This is a genomic window from Mycobacterium sp., from assembly GCF_032159565.1.
In the GTDB taxonomy this organism is placed as follows: Bacteria; Actinomycetota; Actinomycetes; order Mycobacteriales; family Mycobacteriaceae; genus Mycobacterium.
Genome location: NZ_JAVHWR010000210.1, coordinates 1 through 14,940, shown reverse-complemented (window position 1 = coordinate 14,940; position 14,940 = coordinate 1). Strand labels below are relative to the sequence as shown.

The following is a 14,940-nucleotide window of genomic DNA, read 5'->3' as shown; positions in this document are numbered from 1 at the left end:
TTCATGACACAGACGGACGGCCTGCTGTTCAACCCGAACACCTATGACCCGCAGCAGTTCGACGCCGAGACTCGACGGCTACTGCGCGCGACGATCGACTTCTTCGAGGGGCAGGGCAAGAAACGCTTGCTCGACGACGACCTCAAGGTGGTGTGGCCTGCCGACTTCGTCGACTTCGTCAAGCGCGAGAGGTTGTTCGCGACGTTCCTGACGCCGTCCGAATTCGCAAGAGAGGACGAGAGGAGCACCACAAGCACTGGAGTGTCGAACAAGCGCTGGGACGCCGCCCGCAACGCGGCACTGTCGGAGATCTTCGGCTTCTACGGGCTGACGTACTGGTACACCGAGCAGGTCACCATCCTCGGCCTCGGCCCGATCTGGCAGAGCGAGAACAAGGACGCCAAGCTCAAGGCGGCCGACGACCTCGATGCCGGCGAGGTGATGGCCTTCGGGTTGTCCGAGCGCGAACACGGCGCCGACGTGTACAACACCGACATGGTGCTCACGCCCGCGAGCGAGGAGGACCGCGCCAACGGAATCCTCTATCGCGCGACGGGGGAGAAGTACTACATCGGCAACGGCAATGTCGCCAGCATGGTGTCTGTCTTCGGCCGTCGCGACGATGCCGAAGGGCAGGACGCCTACGTCTTTTTCGCCGCCGACAGCCGTCACGAGAACTATCACCTTGTCGACAACGTCGTGCACATGCAGATCTACGTCAGCACATTCCGGCTGGAGAACTATCCTGTGCGCGCGGAAGACATCCTGCATACCGGCGTGGAAGCCTTTGCGGCCGCACTCAATACGGTGAACATCGGAAAGTTCAACCTGTGTACGTGCTCCATCGGGATGGTCGAACACGCCTTCTACGAGGCGATCACGCACGCGCAGAACCGGATCCTGTACGGCAACCCGGTGACCGACTTCGCGCATGTGCGGGCCAACTTCGTCGACTCCTATGCCCGCATCGTGGCGATGAAAATGTTCAGCCAGCGTGCGGTCGACTACCTGCGCAGCGCGAGCCTCGAAGACAGGCGCTACCTGCTGTTCAATCCCGTCACCAAAGCCAAGGTCACGATGGAGGGCGAGAACATCATGCGGGCGCTGCACGATGTGGTCGCCGCCAAGGGATATGAGAAGAACACGATGTTCCGCGAGGTGGCGCAGCTCATCGGCGCGCTGCCCCGACTGGAGGGCACGGTGCACGTGAACGTCGGCCTCGTGCTGAAGTTCATGCCGAACTACATGCTCAACCCCACGGAGTATCCGGAGATCCCGACCCGCAACGATCCCGCCGACGACGAGTTCTTCTGGAATCAGGGACCGACACGCGGCGCCGGCAAGGTTCAGTTCGCCGACTGGGCGCCGGCGTACGAGAAGCATCTCGAGATCCCGAACGTCGCGCGGTTCTACGAGCAGGCGCAGGCGTTCAAGCAGTTACTGGTCACGGCCACCCCGGATGCCGAGCAACAGAAGGATCTGGACTTCCTGCTCAACGTCGGGCACCTTTTCTCGCTGATCGTGTACGGCCAGCTGATCCTCGAGCAGGCGGCGCTGACCGGCGTCGACGACGACATCGTCGACCAGATCTTCGACTTCCAGATTCGCGACTTCAGCACTTACGCCGTTGCCTTGCACGGTAAGTCGAGCTCAACGCAGGCGCAGCAGGATTGGGCGCTCAGTGCGATTCGCAAACCGGTCTCCGACGCACAGCGCTTCGACCGCGTGTGGGAGAGGGTCAAGGCCTACGACGGCGCCTACGAGATGCGTCCCTGACAGGATCGCGTCACTTGGCCCTCCCGTGTTTGGTCAGCACCAGCTTGGCGAACGGGATCTGCATCTGCTCGGGGTTGGCCGCCAGCCGTTCACTGATACCCGCCTCCAGCCGGTCGAACAACTGCGACGAGCGTGGGTCGTTGCGGCCGTCCGCGAGCGCGGTGACCAACGTGGGGAATATCGCAGACCTGACGAAGGCCGCCCACAGCGCGGCGAAGGCGCGTGCGTCGTGGTCGATCTGGTACTGCATCCAGAACCGGTCCTCGGCGTTGAACACCTCGAGGTGTTCGATGGAGAGCCGCTCGAACCGGCCCGACGGCGCGAACGGGGCCAGGAAATCCGCCTCCCGTCGGCCGACGGCAGGCAGGCACATGCGACGCACTTCCTGCTCGGTCAGCAGACCGTCGGCGGTCAGTTCGCCGAGCACCTCGACCAGGGCGTCGAGCAGCGGCCGGTAACCGAACTCGCCGTGCTCGTCGAGGGCCATCGTCAGCACCACGAGTTGGCCTCCCGGGCACAACTCGCGACCGCGGAACGCGACGAACTCGTGCCAGTCGTGCGCGGCCTGCTTCGCGTATGCCGCGCGCACGTTGTCGTCGGCGCTGTAATCCACCTGCACATGGTCGGGGATGGGTGCGGGGACCCGACTCAGCCACTGAATCGCCCACGACGACCAGCCCAGGTGGACGCTGTTCGACGGGATGATCTGGCTGTAGAACGACCGCCCGACCGCGGACGCGAACGTTGCGGCGTCCTTGCGCAGATACGTGTCGGGGTCGTCGGAGAGCGTGTCGAACATCACGGAGAAGTTGTTGTCCGGCACGTCGGTGTGCACGACCAGGATCGAATGGTCCGGCCGAGTCCGATTGCGCAGCACCGGGAGTGCCGCCGAGATGGGCAGCAACGAGTTGTGTGCCGTCGACGCGCCGTAGTCGGCGATGACGATCGGCTGCGGCGGCCGGGGGATCGGCACCGTGTCGGCGGCCTGCTCGAAAAGCGCTATTGCGGGACGCAGTCCAGCGGCCTGCAACCGCGAGCTGACGGTGTAGGTCTCGCTGTCGATCGGCTCGGGTCGGACCACCACGCTCGACTCGGGTACGGCCGACGGCTTCTCGGGCATGGCGACAACGGTAGCCGTCGTCGTCGCACAGCGGCCAGTTCGGTTCCGGGCTCCCGGCCGGGGTGTCGTCCTGGATGATTGGGGCCGCGGCGCGAAGGGAGCGTGACAGACTGCGCCCATGACTGGCCGACGGACGGCGCCGCGAATCTTCATCCTCGCGTCGATTCTGACCCTGGTGGTGGCCGTCGTCGGCTTCATCGTGACGATGGTGCTGAACGCCTTCGTCTTCGATGAATACGACGCCTACGGCGAGGTGCCGATCCCGGGTTCGAGCAGCCTGCATCTTCCTGCAGGCCAGGCGACGGTCAGCTTCCACACCCAGACCATCGGCAGTCCCAGCGGCGGCGGCCTACCCGTCCCGCAGCTGCGCCTGACCATCTCTCCGCCCGAGGGCGTAGCGCAGCCCGAGGTCACCCAGAGCTGGGGCACCACAACCAGCGTCAACAACGACGCCCACATCCGGGTGTGGGCGGTCCGGATTCCGGCCGACGGCACCTACCACATCACCACCGACGGCAATGTCAACGGCTACATCAATCCGCAACTGGCATTCGGGCACGACTCCTCCAACAGCATGCTGATGTGGGCCTTCGCCGGCCTCTTCGTCATCGGCCTGCTCGCGCTGACGGCGGCGATGATCTATGCGGTGAAAAGCGGTAAACGCCCGACACCGGCCGTCCCCGTCCAGCCGACGTTCGATGTCGCCAACTCGTACGGAATCAGGGGTCCGCATAAGCCTGCCGACGACGGGATTCGGCTGGAGCAGCTCAGAACCCTGGCGGGACTGCGGGATTCCGGCGCGCTGACCGAAGCGGAGTTCCAGGCCGAGAAGCGCCGGATCCTCAACACCTAACGGCTTCTCTCTCACCGCGAGCGTGCGTGTCTGCTCCGTGACACGCGGCAGATCGCCGTGCAAGCGTGCACGCTCACGCTGCCACGAGCGTGCGTGAGGCGGGAGGCTAGTGGCCCCGGGCCAACCAGTCGGGCCGACAGCGGACGGTCCGTCTTCGGGCCGTCCGCTCGCAGCGGCGATCGCTAGCCGACGGGTTGACCCGCGGCGAGTGCCTTGACATCGGCGGTGTGCAGCGGAGTACCGGCGACGCCCCAGTCGCCACTGGCGATCTCCTCGACCACAACCCAAGTGACCGGCCGCATGTTCTCGCCCTCGATCTCGACCATGGCATTGGTCACGCTGCGTACGATGTCCTGCTTCTGAGCCATCGAGAACACTCCCTCGATGACCTTCACGTTGACGAACGGCATCGTCTTCTCCTTCTGTTTATTCTCCAGCCGGTCAGCGGAATTGCTTGCCGGAACTATCTCGCTGACCGGCATCGGGAAGGTCTGCGAAGCGCGGCGTATTCGGCTCGAGCGGCAGCCGAAGTCCGTTGACGAGGTAACTCACCATGCGGTAAAAGCCGGCGAGCATGAGCAATTCGATGATCGCCTCGTCCGAGTAGTAATTCGTGAGGCTGTCCCACAGGTCGTCGTCGACAGTGCAGAAATCGCGCAGGCTGTCGCATAGTGCTATCAGGACTCGGTCCTCGTCGGCCCAAAGATCTTCGCTGGCATCGCCTCTCACGAGTGATGCGATCTGTCGATCGTCCAACCCGGCCTTGGTGGCGTACGCCGCTACGTGAACACCCCACTCATACTCGGCACCGCACTGCGCCGTCACGCGGTCGATCACGATCTCGCGCTGCCGAATGTCCAGGTGGCCCCGATCGAGAAGCCCAGCGCTGAACAGCTTGTAGAAGAGCCGACGATCGCGGGCCAACGTGGTGAAGAGAACCAGCGGGTCGTTGCCCCGCATGATGGCATCTATGGAGTCTTGGATGTCGGCCGGAAGCGGCGAGGGCGCCGGATCAACCCGTGCGCTATTAATCTTATAGCGTGTCATGGTTGCCACCGTACCCACATGTGCTACAAAATGTAAAGCATGGATAGTCCGAAGGTCGGTCGACCCGCACGAGGCTCGTCCACAGGGCGACCGATCATGGTCGTTCTGGACGTACTGGGCCGTCGCGGAGCGCTGCGTGTGTTATGGGAACTTCGCGACGGCCCCCTGACTTTTCGCGCGCTTCAGGAGGCGTGCGAATCCAATCCCGGCTCGCTCAACGCGCGGCTGAAAGACCTACGCGAGCTCGGAACCGTCAATCACGAGGATGGCGGCTACCGGCTCAGTGAAAGTGGCCGCAGCCTGATGGAGACCCTCGTCAATCTCCAAGCATGGTCAGAGCAATGGGCCACCACGTCCGGGCGCAAGGCGGAAGGCTAGTGGCCCCGGGCCACCCATTCGTCGTAGTGCACGATCTCGTCGCCGACGGTGGTGGAGTCGCCGTGTCCGGTGTAGACGACGGTGTCGCCCGGCAACTTGCCGAGCCGGCCCGCGATGGAATCCAAAATCGTCGGGAAGTCGGAGTACGACCGGCCCGTCGCGCCCGGTCCTCCTTCGAACAGCGTGTCGCCGCTGAACACCGCACCCAGCTCCGGGGCATACCAGCACACCGACCCCGGCGAATGCCCCGGCGTGTGAAGGGCGTGCAGCTCGGTGCCTGCCACCCGCAACGTCTCCTTGTCGCCGACGGCGCGGAAATCCTTGTCCGGGTGCGTCATCCGCCACAGCACGTCGTCGGCGGGGTGCAACAGCACAGGAGCGTCCAGCGCGTCCCCGAGTTCGGGCGCCACCGTCACGTGGTCGTTGTGGCCGTGCGTGCAGACGACCGCGACCACATTGCGGCCGCCGACGGCGTTGACGATGGGGCCTGCGTCGTGCGCGGCATCGAAGACCACCACGTCGTTCTCGTCGCCGACGACCCAGACGTTGTTGTCGACTTCCCAACTGCCGCCGTCGAGTTCGAACGTGCCATGGGTGACGACGCGCTGTATCGGGCCGCCGTTCACTTGAACACCACCACCGAGCGCAGCACCTCACCGGCATGCATCTTGTGGAAGGCGTCCTCGATGTCCTCGAGGCCGATGCGCTCGGAGACGAACTTCTCCAACGGAAGCCGGCCCTGCAAATACAGGCTGATCAGGGTGGGGAAGTCGCGCTCGGGCAGGCAGTCGCCGTACCACGACGACTTCAGCGCGCCGCCGCGGGCGAAGAAGTCGACCAGCGGCATCTCCAGCTTCATGTCCGGAGTCGGAACGCCAACCAGTACAACGGTTCCCGCCAGATCGCGGGCATAGAACGCCTGCTTCCAGGTCTCCGGCCTGCCAACCGCATCGATCACCACGTCGGCGCCGTTGCCGTCGGTCAGGTCCTGAATGGTCGCCACCGGGTCCAGCTCTTTGGCGTTGATGGTGTGGGTGGCGCCGAAGCCTCGCGCCCACTCCAGCTTCTTGTTGTCGGTGTCCACGGCGATGATCCGCTTCGCCCCGACCAGCCGGGCACCGGCGATCGCCGCGTCGCCCACTCCGCCGCAACCGATCACGGCGACGGTGTCGTCCCGGTTCACCGCGCCGGTGTTGATCGCCGCACCGATGCCGGCCATCACACCGCAGCCCAGCAGCCCGGCCACAGCGGGGTCGGCCGCCGGATCGACCTTCGTGCACTGCCCCTCGTGCACCAGCGTCTTGTCCACGAACGCGCCGATACCCAGCGCCGGAGTCAGTTCCGTGCCGTCGGTCAAGGTCATCTTCTGCGCGGCGTTGAAGGTGTCGAAGCACAGATGCGGACGGCCCCGCTTGCAGGCGCGGCACTGCCCGCACACCGCGCGCCAGTTCAGGATCACGAAGTCCCCTGGCTCCACGTTCGTCACGCCTTCGCCGACCGAATCGACGATGCCCGCGGCCTCGTGGCCCAGCAGGAACGGATACTCGTCGTTGATTCCGCCCTCGCGATAGGTCACGTCGGTATGGCAGACACCGCAAGCCTGGATGTCGACCACCACCTCACCCGGGCCGGGGTCGGGGATGACGACATCCACCACCTCGACCGGGTCACCCTTCTTCCTCGATATCACTCCGCGCACTGTTTGACCCATGAGTCAAACCTTAGCGGGACACGTCGGCGAGCCGACAGTGGTGCACGTCGGCGAGCCGACAATGGTGCACGGTCATGGGCCGATAGTGGAACACATCGGCGGCCCGATGATGGAAACCTGTACCTATGACGCCGGTCCTCTATCTGAGCCACGGTGCACCGCCGCTCGTCGACGACGAACTGTGGGTGTCGCAGCTCGCGGCCTGGGCCGCGAGCCTCCCCGTCCCGAAAGCGATCCTCGTCGTATCCGCACATTGGGAGGCCGCGCCGCTGACGATCGGCTCGACCGCCGCCGAGACGCCGCTAACCTACGACTTCTGGGGCTTCCCGCAGCGCTACTACGACGTCACCTATGATGCGCCGGGCGCGCCCGCCTTGGCCGCGACGGTCGAGGCGTTGATGCCCGACGGCGAACCCGTCGCGCACGATCCGCACCGCAGGCTCGACCACGGCGCGTACGTGCCGCTGACCGTCATGTATCCCGGCGCAGGCATTCCGGTGCTGCAGATTTCCCTGCCGACCCTGGACCCGCAGCGGCTGCTGCACCTCGGCGAACGGCTCCGACCGCTGCGTGACGACGGGGTGCTGGTGATCGGGTCCGGCTTCACCACCCACGGTCTGCCGTTCCTTGACGACCCGTCGCCGGACGCCACCCCTCCGGGTTGGTCGGTGGAGTTCGACGCCTGGGCCGCCGAGCGGTTCGCGACGGGAGATCTCGACGGCCTCATCGACTTCCGGCACAAGGCCCCCGGCATGCCGTACGCCCATCCCACGATCGAGCACTTCGCGCCGCTGTTCGTGGCGCTCGGCGCGTCCGGCGACCCGGAGCAGGCGCCCCGACAGATCATCGACGGCTACTGGATGGGCCTGGCGAAGCGGTCGATTCAACTGGTGTGATGGACGTGCCATGGACACACTGACCGACTTCCTCGCCGAGGCGCGAGACGCGCACCGACGCAAGGACTGGCGCGCGAGCTACGGGGCCTTCGTCCGCGCCGACGGACTCGGATCCATGCCGACCGACGACCTCGACGCCTACGGAGCCGCCGCCTGGCGCATCGGCTATGGAAGCGAGGCGGTCCGGCTGGCCGAGCGCGCCTACGACAGATGGGCGCGAACCGATCCCACCGCCGCCGCGACGAAGGCCACGGTTCTGGCGCTGCAATGGCATGCTCGCGGACACCAGGCGCTGTCACGACTCTGGGCGGATCGTGCGCGAGGCCTGCTCGCAGGTGTGCCCGGGGCCGAAACGGACGCCTATCTTGCCTATGTCGACGCCGCGACCGCACTCGTCGACGGCGACTTCGTCACGCTGACCCGGTCGGCCACCGCGTTGCGCCGGGCGGTCGCGAACACGGCCGACACGACACTCGCCGTGCTCGGCCGCGTGGTCGACGGCGTCGTCGCACTGGTGGAATCGCGCGTTGCCGAGGGTTACCGGCTGCTCGACGACGCGCTTCTGCCGGTGCTCGATGAGCGGGTACCGCTCGAGTACGCCGGTGACCTCTATCGGCTGGCGCTGCACTCGAGTGCCGACGCCGAACACCTGCAGTCGTGGACGGAGTCGATGCGGCGCTGGGTTGTGATCACGGGGGTGGTGATCGACACCGACGCCGCCGACGGACGTATCTGATCAACCCACGCCCGTCGCGCTCGCGGCGTCCTAGCGTTCTCGGCTATGACAAGGCTCCGACGGCCGTTGCCTCAACTGACGACCAACCGCGTCTTCGTGACAGACGGTGGCTTGGAGACCGAGCTCGTCTTCCACGACGGTCGCGACCTGCCGTGCTTCGCAGCGTTTCCACTGCTCGCGCAGCCCGATACCCGCGCCCGGCTGCGCCGCTATTACGACGGGTACCTCGACATCGCGCGCAGACACGGCGGCGGCTTCGTGGTGGAGACGCCGACATGGCGCGCGAACCCCGACTGGGCCCGCGAACTCGGCTACTCGCCTGCGCAGCTCGACGACGCCAACCGCGCGGCGGTCGATCTCGCCGAGGAGGTTCGCGCGGCAGCGGCCGCGCGCGGAATTCCCGCGGTCGTGAGCGGCTGCGTCGGACCACGCGGCGACGGCTACAACCCGGACAGCGCGATGACGGCCGAAGAAGCCGAGCGCTACCACTCGGTGCAGATCGGGACCTTCGCCCACACGTCTGCCGACCAGGTCACTGCGATGACGATCACCAACGCCAACGAGGCGACAGGCATAGTGCGCGCAGCTACCGAGGCAGGCATTCCGGCCGTCATGTCGTTCACCGTGGAGACCGACGGCAAGCTGCCGACGGGCCAGCCGCTGTACGACGCGATCGAACAGGTCGACGCGGAAACCGGTGCGGGCGCAGCGTATTTCATGGTCAACTGCGCCCACCCGACCCACTTTTCGTCCGCGCTGGCACACGACGGGCCCTGGCGGCGTCGGCTGGTCGGGCTGCGCGCCAACTCCTCGGCCAGGAGCCATGCGGAGCTCGACGAGGCGACCGAGCTCGATGAGGGCAACCCGGCGCAGCTCGGCGCCCAACACGCCGCATTGCAGGATCGATTGCCCGAAGTGCGGGTGCTCGGCGGGTGCTGCGGCACGGACGCACGCCATGTGGCCGCCATCGTCTCGGCGTGGACGGCCAACTAGGCTCCTGCCGATGTCTGCCCTCGAAGCGATCGCCGGCTGGCCGGTTCCGACTGCAGCGGCCGCGGTGGTCGGGCCCACCGGTGTGATCGCCGAGTACGGGGACACCGCGCACCGGTTCGAGCTGGCGTCGGTGACGAAGCCGTTGGTCGCTCGCGCCGTGCAGATCGCGGTCGAAGAAGGCGTCGTCGAGCTGGACACCGCTGCCGGTCCACCGGAATCGACGGTGCGGCATCTGCTGGCGCACACCTCCGGCTACTCGATGCACACCGATCAGGTGATGGCGGCGCCGGGAAAGCGCCGGATCTACTCCAACTACGGATTCGGTGTGGCGGCGCAGACGGTGGCCAAGGAGGCGGACATCGATTTCGGCCGCTACCTGGCTGAGGCGGTCTTCGAGCCGCTCGGCATGGGGTCCAGCGAACTCCGAGGCGGCGCCGAGGCCGCGGGCTACGGCGGCGCATCGACAGCCGCCGACCTCGCCGTCTTTGCTGTTGACCTGCTCAAACCCGCGCTGGTGTCGGCCCAGATGCACGCCGAGGCCACCGCCGTGCAATTTCCCGGGCTCGACGGGGTGCTGCCCGGCTTCGGGGTGCAGCGGCCCAACGACTGGGGCCTTGGGTTCGAGATCCGGGACGCCAAGTCACCGCATTGGACGGGATCGGCCAACTCCCGGAGCACGTATGGGCATTTCGGCCAGTCAGGGACGTTTCTCTGGGTCGACCCGGACCGCGACCTGGCGCTGATCGTGCTGACCAATCGCGAATTCGGCGACTGGGCGTACGAGCCCTGGCCGACGCTGTCCGAGGCCGTCATCGCCGAATTCGGTAGCAAATAGCCCGGGGACTAGCGCAACAGGGGCCTCACAAGGCACAATAGGCACGTACGACACAACTGCAGCTCATCGCATTCACCAGGTCGTTGGGGAAGACGTCCCTCGTGGAGCCGAAGGAGTAGCAGATGCGTGCGTCAAACCAGTTTGCCGAGTCGACGACGGGCGTGGTCTATATCCACGCCTCACCAGCGGCCGTGTGCCCGCATGTCGAGTGGGCGTTGTCGTCGACCCTCAGGTCGAGGGCGAATCTGACCTGGACCCCGCAGCCGGCGATGCCCGGACAGTTGCGTGCGGTCACCAACTGGGTTGGTCCGGTCGGCGCGGGCGCGCAGCTCGCCAACGCCTTGCGGTCGTGGTCCGTGCTGCGCTTCGAGGTGACCGAGGATCCCAGCGCCGGCGTGGACGGGCAGCGCTTCTGCCACACCCCGCAGCTCGGGTTGTGGAGCGGCGCGATGAGCGCCAACGGCGACGTGATGGTCGCCGAGATGCGGCTGCGGTCGCTGATGTCCGCAGGCGCGGACATGCTCGCGGCCGAACTCGACTCGGTGCTCGGCACCGCATGGGACGACGCCCTCGAGCCTTACCGCAGCGGCGGCGACACCGGCGAGGTGAGCTGGCTCAACCGCGGCGTCGGCTAGGTTCCACGGCGGCTTGCCTGCCAGTGTGCGAAATCGCACGCAGTGTCGGCGAGCCCCGTACGAAAACGCACAAGCGGTCTCAATTGTTAATGGGCCGCAGAATCTTGAGCGCGCCCGGCACTGCCGACACCTGGACGGGGAGCGGGCAGACGTATTCGCCGTCGGCGTAGGCGTTAATGCCGGGAGAGTCGACAGTGATCGTGCGGGCGCGCGCGGTGCGCACCTCGTCGAGGTCGACGTGGGTCCCCTTGAACACGGTGGGGAACAACCGAATCAGCTTCGTGCGCGAAGCCGAGGCCACCATGGTCGCGTCGAGCAGACCGTCGGTGGGATCGGCGTTCGGGCAGATCATCATGCCCCCGCCGTAGCTCTTCGTGTTGCCGAATGCGGCGAGGGTCAGCTCCGTCTCCAGCTCCTCGCCGTCGAACGACATTCGGAACGGCAGCAGCCGCAGCTTGGACAACTCAGCGAGCATGGCCACGTTGTAGCGCATCCGGCCGTGCGGCCACCGCATCCGGTTGGTGCGATCGGTGACCAGCGAGTCGAAGCCGGCCGCCATCACCGTGCCGAACCATTTGTCGGTGCCGTCCGCACCCGTGATGCGGCCGAGGTCCACGCTTTCGGTGATGCCGTCGACGACGACATCGGCTGCGGCTTCGGGATCTCTTGCGGGTAACCGAAATTCGCGCGCATGGTCGTTTCCGGTACCCGCCGGGATGATCCCGAGCGGTATGTCCGTCTGCGCAAGCACCTGCAGCGCAAGTGAGACGATGCCGTCACCGCCCACGACGACGAGCGCATCCATCCCGCGCTCCAGCGCACCGTCGACGAGCCGTCGCGCATGCTCGGCGTCGGTGCCCGCGATTGCGACGACGTCGACGCCGCGTCGGTGCAGCTGGGCGACCGCTCGTTCGGCCGCGTGCGGCGCGCTGCCGTGCCCCGAGGCGGGGTTGGTCAGCATCGTGACCCGACCGCTTCCGGTCACGGAATCAGCTTGCCGGGGTTGAGGATTCCGGCGGGATCGAGCGTCGCCTTGACGGCCTGCAGCACCTGCACACCGAGGTCGCCGATCTCGGCACGCATCCACGGCCGGTGATCCGCGCCGACCGCGTGGTGGTGGGTGATCGTCGCACCGCTGCGCATCATCGCGTCCGATGCGGCGGTCTTCGCCTTGCGCCACTGCTCGATCGGGTTGCCGCGTTGGCCGGCGACGACGGTGAAGTACAACGACGCACCGGTCGGATACACATGCGAAATGTGGCACAGCACAAGCGCCTGCGTGCCGGTTTCGGCCAGCGCCGTCGTCAGCGCCTCCGTGACCGCGGTTTTCAGCGCGGGAACGCCCGACCAGCTGGTCGCAGTTTCGAGCGTTTCGCACAACGCACCCGCCGACAACAGCGAGTCACGCAGGTAAGGCGCGTTGAAGCGGCCGTGCTCCCATGCGCGCGCCGGAGCCTCACCCAACGAAGTGCCGCCGTTGGCTTCCAGCAGCGCCCGTGTTTCGGCGTGCCTGCTCGCGACGTGCTCCTCCGATCCCTCGAACACGGTGATCGCCAGGCAGCCGCCGGTGACGGTGTCCTCGCCGATGTTCTCGGTGGTGGCCAGGTTGACGCCGGTCTCGGCCTCGTCGGAGAGCCGAAGCACCGTCGGGCCGGTGCCGGTTTGAGTGACGGCACGCAGCGCCTCTGCACCGGCGGCGAAGTCGGGAAACGACCACGCCTCATAGCGCGTGGCGGCAGGCGCCGGGTGAACGCGAACGCGGACGCGGGTGATGATGCCGAACACGCCTTCGGAGCCGATGAGCAGCTGGCGCAGGTCCGGGCCCGCGGCGGACTCCGGCGCCCGGCCGAGATCGAGCACACCCGCGGGGGTGACGGCACGCAGGCCGCGAACCATGTCGTCGAACCGCCCGTAGCCCGCCGAGTCCTGCCCGGACGATCGGGTCGCCGCGAATCCGCCGATCGTCGCGAACTGGAAGCTCTGCGGAAAGTGCCCGAGGGAGAAGCCGCGTTCACCGAGGAGCCGTTCGGCGTCCGGTCCCGTGACGCCCGCGCCGAGGACGGCCTCTCCCGAGATCTCGTCGAGGGAGTGCAATTCGTTCAGCCTGCGCAGGTCAAGTGAGATCACCGCTTTGAACTGGCCTCGCTGCGGGTCGACGCCGCCGACGACGCTGGTGCCACCGCCGAAGGGGACGACGGCGATGCTTCGCTGACCGCAGATGCGCAGAATCTCGGCCACCTCGTCGTCGTCACCGGGCAGCAGCACGGCGTCGGGGGCTTCCTGGACTCCGGTGTTGCGGCGTCGCAGCAGGTCGAGAGTTGATTTGCCGCCCGCGCGAAGAAGCCTGACGTGGTCGTCGACGCCGCAATTGTCTGCGCCGACGACGTCGGCCAACGCTTCGCGGTCCGCAGGCGATAGCGCCGACGGCCGCAGTTTGACCTGGTCGGCGGTCAATTTGGGAAGCGACGAGGCCTCGGTGCCAAGCGCCTGCGTCAGCAGACTCCGAATTCCGTCAGACAGTGGCTTGGCTTTTTCCGGGTCACCCCATGCATCCCACTTCATCATGCGTTACAGTATTACATATGTTGTCAATCAGTAACGAGACACCGCCGGACCTCGGCGATCGGATCCTCGACGCGGCGGCGAGCTGCGTGCTGGCTTACGGGGTGGACCGGGTGACCCTCGCCGAGATCGCCCGCCGGGCCGGGGTGAGCAGGCCGACGATCTACCGCCGTTGGCCAGACACCCGCGCCCTGCTGGCCGCGCTGTTGACCTCGCGGATCGTCGGCGTGCTGCGCGATGTGCCGACACGCGGCAGCGGACGCGAAGCGCTGGTCGAGCGGATCGTCGGCGTTGCCGAACGGCTCCGCCACGACGACGTCGTCATGTCGGTGCTGCAATCCGCACCGGAACTGGCCATGGTGTACATCGCCGAACGGCTCGGCACCAGCCAGCAGATCCTCATCGACGCGGTGGCCGCCGAGCTGACGGCGGCCCAACGCAACGGAAGCGTGCGCGCGGGCGACCCGCGCCAACTCGCCGCCATGTGTCTGCTGATCACACAGTCGACGATCCAGTCCGCACGAATCGTCGAATCCATCCTCGACGCCGACGAACTTGCCCTCGAACTCGCCCATTCACTGAACGGATACCTCAAGCCATGACGAACTCAACCGCGCTCAACGCATCTCGGCGCGCTCGCGAATTGGCGGAGCTGGCCGACGGGTGCCTGCCTTGCTCCTCGCGTGCGCGCCGCCCGCTCGATGTCGTCGTCATCGGCGGCGGCATCACCGGAACCGGAATCGCTTTGGACGCCGCATCGCGCGGGCTGACGGTGGCGTTGGTGGAGAAGCACGATCTGGCTTTCGGGACCAGCCGGTGGAGCTCCAAGCTCGTGCACGGCGGCCTTCGGTACCTGGCCACCGGCAACATCGGGATCGCGAGGCGCAGCGCGATCGAACGCGGAATCCTGATGAGCCGTAACGCCCCTCACCTCGTGAGCGCCATGCCGCAGCTTGTGCCGCTGCTTCCCGCCATGGGCACCCCGCAGCGGGCGCTTGTCCGCACCGGGTTCCTTGCCGGCGACGCGCTGCGCTGCATGGCAGGTACCCGGTCCTCGACGCTGCCGCGGTCACGACGCATCTCCGCGGGCCGCGCGATCGACATGGTGCCCGCCGTCCGGCGCGAGGGTCTGTCCGGAGGGCTGCTGGCCTACGACGGGCAGTTGATCGACGACGCCCGACTGGTCGCTGCCGTCGCACGAACCGCCGCGCAGCACGGCGCTGTCATTCTGACCCGGGTCGCGGCCTCGGACGCCACCGGCACCTCGGTGCGGTTGACCGATCAACTGACGGGTGAGTCGTTTGCGGCGAAAGCAAAGGCGGTGATCAATGCCAGCGGGGTGTGGGCGGGGGAGGTCGACACCTCGATCGCGTTGCGGCCGAGCCGTGGCACACATCT

The 14,940-nt window shown here is 66.8% G+C and carries 17 protein-coding genes; 10 read left to right on the top strand and 7 right to left on the bottom strand.

Going from position 1 to position 14,940, the window contains the following annotated elements; translation table 11 throughout:
- Positions 1–3: 3 nt before the first annotated feature.
- Positions 4–1,776: an acyl-CoA dehydrogenase family protein gene (locus tag QOC76_RS28545; RefSeq protein WP_526362876.1), complete on the top strand. Its 1,773-nt coding sequence runs from the start codon at positions 4–6 to the stop codon at positions 1,774–1,776.
- 10 nt (positions 1,777–1,786) lie between these two features.
- On the opposite strand, the gene QOC76_RS28540 is transcribed toward QOC76_RS28545, so the two are convergent.
- Positions 1,787–2,896 (bottom strand): class I SAM-dependent methyltransferase, encoded by a 1,110-nt coding sequence (locus QOC76_RS28540; RefSeq protein ID WP_526362874.1) that lies wholly within the window; start codon positions 2,894–2,896, stop codon positions 1,787–1,789.
- A 118-nt stretch (positions 2,897–3,014) separates the two neighbouring features.
- Between QOC76_RS28540 and QOC76_RS28535 the strand changes: the two genes are divergently transcribed.
- Positions 3,015–3,749, top strand: a complete 735-nt coding sequence (locus tag QOC76_RS28535; RefSeq protein ID WP_526362872.1) for an SHOCT domain-containing protein — start codon at positions 3,015–3,017, stop codon at positions 3,747–3,749.
- A gap of 182 nt (positions 3,750–3,931) precedes the next feature.
- Here the strand turns inward: QOC76_RS28535 and QOC76_RS28530 are convergent, their stop codons facing one another.
- On the bottom strand, positions 3,932–4,159 hold the full coding sequence (locus QOC76_RS28530) for a tautomerase family protein (RefSeq protein WP_526362870.1): 228 nt from the start codon (positions 4,157–4,159) through the stop codon (positions 3,932–3,934).
- 31 nt (positions 4,160–4,190) lie between these two features.
- Positions 4,191–4,796, bottom strand: coding sequence for a carboxymuconolactone decarboxylase family protein (locus QOC76_RS28525; RefSeq protein ID WP_526362868.1), 606 nt, complete (start codon positions 4,794–4,796; stop codon positions 4,191–4,193).
- Between the two features lie 96 nt (positions 4,797–4,892).
- Between QOC76_RS28525 and QOC76_RS28520 the strand changes: the two genes are divergently transcribed.
- On the top strand, positions 4,893–5,174 hold the full coding sequence (locus tag QOC76_RS28520; RefSeq protein ID WP_526362866.1) for a winged helix-turn-helix transcriptional regulator: 282 nt from the start codon (positions 4,893–4,895) through the stop codon (positions 5,172–5,174).
- Here QOC76_RS28520 and QOC76_RS28515 read toward each other — a convergent pair.
- Both QOC76_RS28515 and QOC76_RS28510 read right to left on the bottom strand, forming a co-directional pair.
- A complete protein-coding gene (locus QOC76_RS28515) occupies positions 5,171–5,800 on the bottom strand; it encodes an MBL fold metallo-hydrolase (protein ID WP_526362864.1) in 630 nt (209 codons plus the stop codon). The two genes, QOC76_RS28520 and QOC76_RS28515, sit on opposite strands and share 4 nt — an antisense overlap.
- The gene (locus QOC76_RS28510; protein ID WP_526362862.1) at positions 5,797–6,885 is read right to left on the bottom strand and encodes an S-(hydroxymethyl)mycothiol dehydrogenase; all 1,089 of its coding nucleotides are present in this window, start codon (positions 6,883–6,885) and stop codon (positions 5,797–5,799) included. Before QOC76_RS28510 ends, QOC76_RS28515 begins: the two co-directional genes overlap by 4 nt.
- Positions 6,886–7,010: 125 nt before the next feature.
- Between QOC76_RS28510 and QOC76_RS28505 the strand changes: the two genes are divergently transcribed.
- From QOC76_RS28505 to QOC76_RS28485, 5 genes are all read left to right on the top strand, one after another.
- Positions 7,011–7,781 carry a dioxygenase family protein gene (locus tag QOC76_RS28505; RefSeq protein ID WP_526362860.1) on the top strand — a complete coding sequence of 257 codons (771 nt, stop codon included), beginning with the start codon at positions 7,011–7,013 and terminating at the stop codon, positions 7,779–7,781.
- A gap of 10 nt (positions 7,782–7,791) precedes the next feature.
- Positions 7,792–8,517, top strand: coding sequence for a chemotaxis protein CheY (locus QOC76_RS28500; protein WP_526362858.1), 726 nt, complete (start codon positions 7,792–7,794; stop codon positions 8,515–8,517).
- Between the two features lie 45 nt (positions 8,518–8,562).
- Positions 8,563–9,510 carry a homocysteine S-methyltransferase family protein gene (locus QOC76_RS28495; protein ID WP_526362856.1) on the top strand — a complete coding sequence of 316 codons (948 nt, stop codon included), beginning with the start codon at positions 8,563–8,565 and terminating at the stop codon, positions 9,508–9,510.
- Positions 9,511–9,520: 10 nt separating this feature from the next.
- Positions 9,521–10,345, top strand: a complete 825-nt coding sequence (locus QOC76_RS28490; protein WP_526362854.1) for a serine hydrolase domain-containing protein — start codon at positions 9,521–9,523, stop codon at positions 10,343–10,345.
- Positions 10,346–10,467: 122 nt separating this feature from the next.
- Complete coding sequence (locus QOC76_RS28485; RefSeq protein ID WP_526362852.1) at positions 10,468–10,980, top strand: DUF3145 family protein; 513 nt, start codon at positions 10,468–10,470, stop codon at positions 10,978–10,980.
- 79 nt (positions 10,981–11,059) lie between these two features.
- On the opposite strand, the gene QOC76_RS28480 is transcribed toward QOC76_RS28485, so the two are convergent.
- Positions 11,060–11,941: a diacylglycerol kinase gene (locus tag QOC76_RS28480; RefSeq protein WP_526362922.1), complete on the bottom strand. Its 882-nt coding sequence runs from the start codon at positions 11,939–11,941 to the stop codon at positions 11,060–11,062.
- Between the two features lie 20 nt (positions 11,942–11,961).
- Positions 11,962–13,542, bottom strand: a complete 1,581-nt coding sequence (locus QOC76_RS28475) for an FAD-binding oxidoreductase (RefSeq protein WP_526362920.1) — start codon at positions 13,540–13,542, stop codon at positions 11,962–11,964.
- 20 nt (positions 13,543–13,562) lie between these two features.
- On the opposite strand from QOC76_RS28475, the gene QOC76_RS28470 reads away from it, so the two are divergent.
- On the top strand, positions 13,563–14,144 hold the full coding sequence (locus QOC76_RS28470) for a TetR/AcrR family transcriptional regulator (RefSeq protein WP_526362850.1): 582 nt from the start codon (positions 13,563–13,565) through the stop codon (positions 14,142–14,144).
- The coding region (locus QOC76_RS28465; RefSeq protein WP_526362848.1) for an FAD-dependent oxidoreductase at positions 14,141–14,940 on the top strand (800 nt) is incomplete at its 3' end. The genes QOC76_RS28470 and QOC76_RS28465, both read left to right, overlap by 4 nt.

Coding starts and splice junctions, on each gene's coding strand:
- QOC76_RS28520 (WP_526362866.1), top strand. CDS start 4,893: ATGGTCGTTCTGGACGTACTGGGCCGTCGCGGAGCGCTGCGTGTGTTA.
- QOC76_RS28480 (WP_526362922.1), bottom strand. CDS start 11,941: ATGCTGACCAACCCCGCCTCGGGGCACGGCAGCGCGCCGCACGCGGCC.
- QOC76_RS28490 (WP_526362854.1), top strand. CDS start 9,521: ATGTCTGCCCTCGAAGCGATCGCCGGCTGGCCGGTTCCGACTGCAGCG.
- QOC76_RS28545 (WP_526362876.1), top strand. CDS start 4: ATGACACAGACGGACGGCCTGCTGTTCAACCCGAACACCTATGACCCG.
- QOC76_RS28505 (WP_526362860.1), top strand. CDS start 7,011: ATGACGCCGGTCCTCTATCTGAGCCACGGTGCACCGCCGCTCGTCGAC.
- QOC76_RS28525 (WP_526362868.1), bottom strand. CDS start 4,796: ATGACACGCTATAAGATTAATAGCGCACGGGTTGATCCGGCGCCCTCG.
- QOC76_RS28495 (WP_526362856.1), top strand. CDS start 8,563: ATGACAAGGCTCCGACGGCCGTTGCCTCAACTGACGACCAACCGCGTC.
- QOC76_RS28530 (WP_526362870.1), bottom strand. CDS start 4,159: ATGCCGTTCGTCAACGTGAAGGTCATCGAGGGAGTGTTCTCGATGGCT.
- QOC76_RS28485 (WP_526362852.1), top strand. CDS start 10,468: ATGCGTGCGTCAAACCAGTTTGCCGAGTCGACGACGGGCGTGGTCTAT.
- QOC76_RS28540 (WP_526362874.1), bottom strand. CDS start 2,896: ATGCCCGAGAAGCCGTCGGCCGTACCCGAGTCGAGCGTGGTGGTCCGA.
- QOC76_RS28470 (WP_526362850.1), top strand. CDS start 13,563: ATGTTGTCAATCAGTAACGAGACACCGCCGGACCTCGGCGATCGGATC.
- QOC76_RS28535 (WP_526362872.1), top strand. CDS start 3,015: ATGACTGGCCGACGGACGGCGCCGCGAATCTTCATCCTCGCGTCGATT.
- QOC76_RS28475 (WP_526362920.1), bottom strand. CDS start 13,542: ATGAAGTGGGATGCATGGGGTGACCCGGAAAAAGCCAAGCCACTGTCT.
- QOC76_RS28510 (WP_526362862.1), bottom strand. CDS start 6,885: ATGGGTCAAACAGTGCGCGGAGTGATATCGAGGAAGAAGGGTGACCCG.
- QOC76_RS28500 (WP_526362858.1), top strand. CDS start 7,792: ATGGACACACTGACCGACTTCCTCGCCGAGGCGCGAGACGCGCACCGA.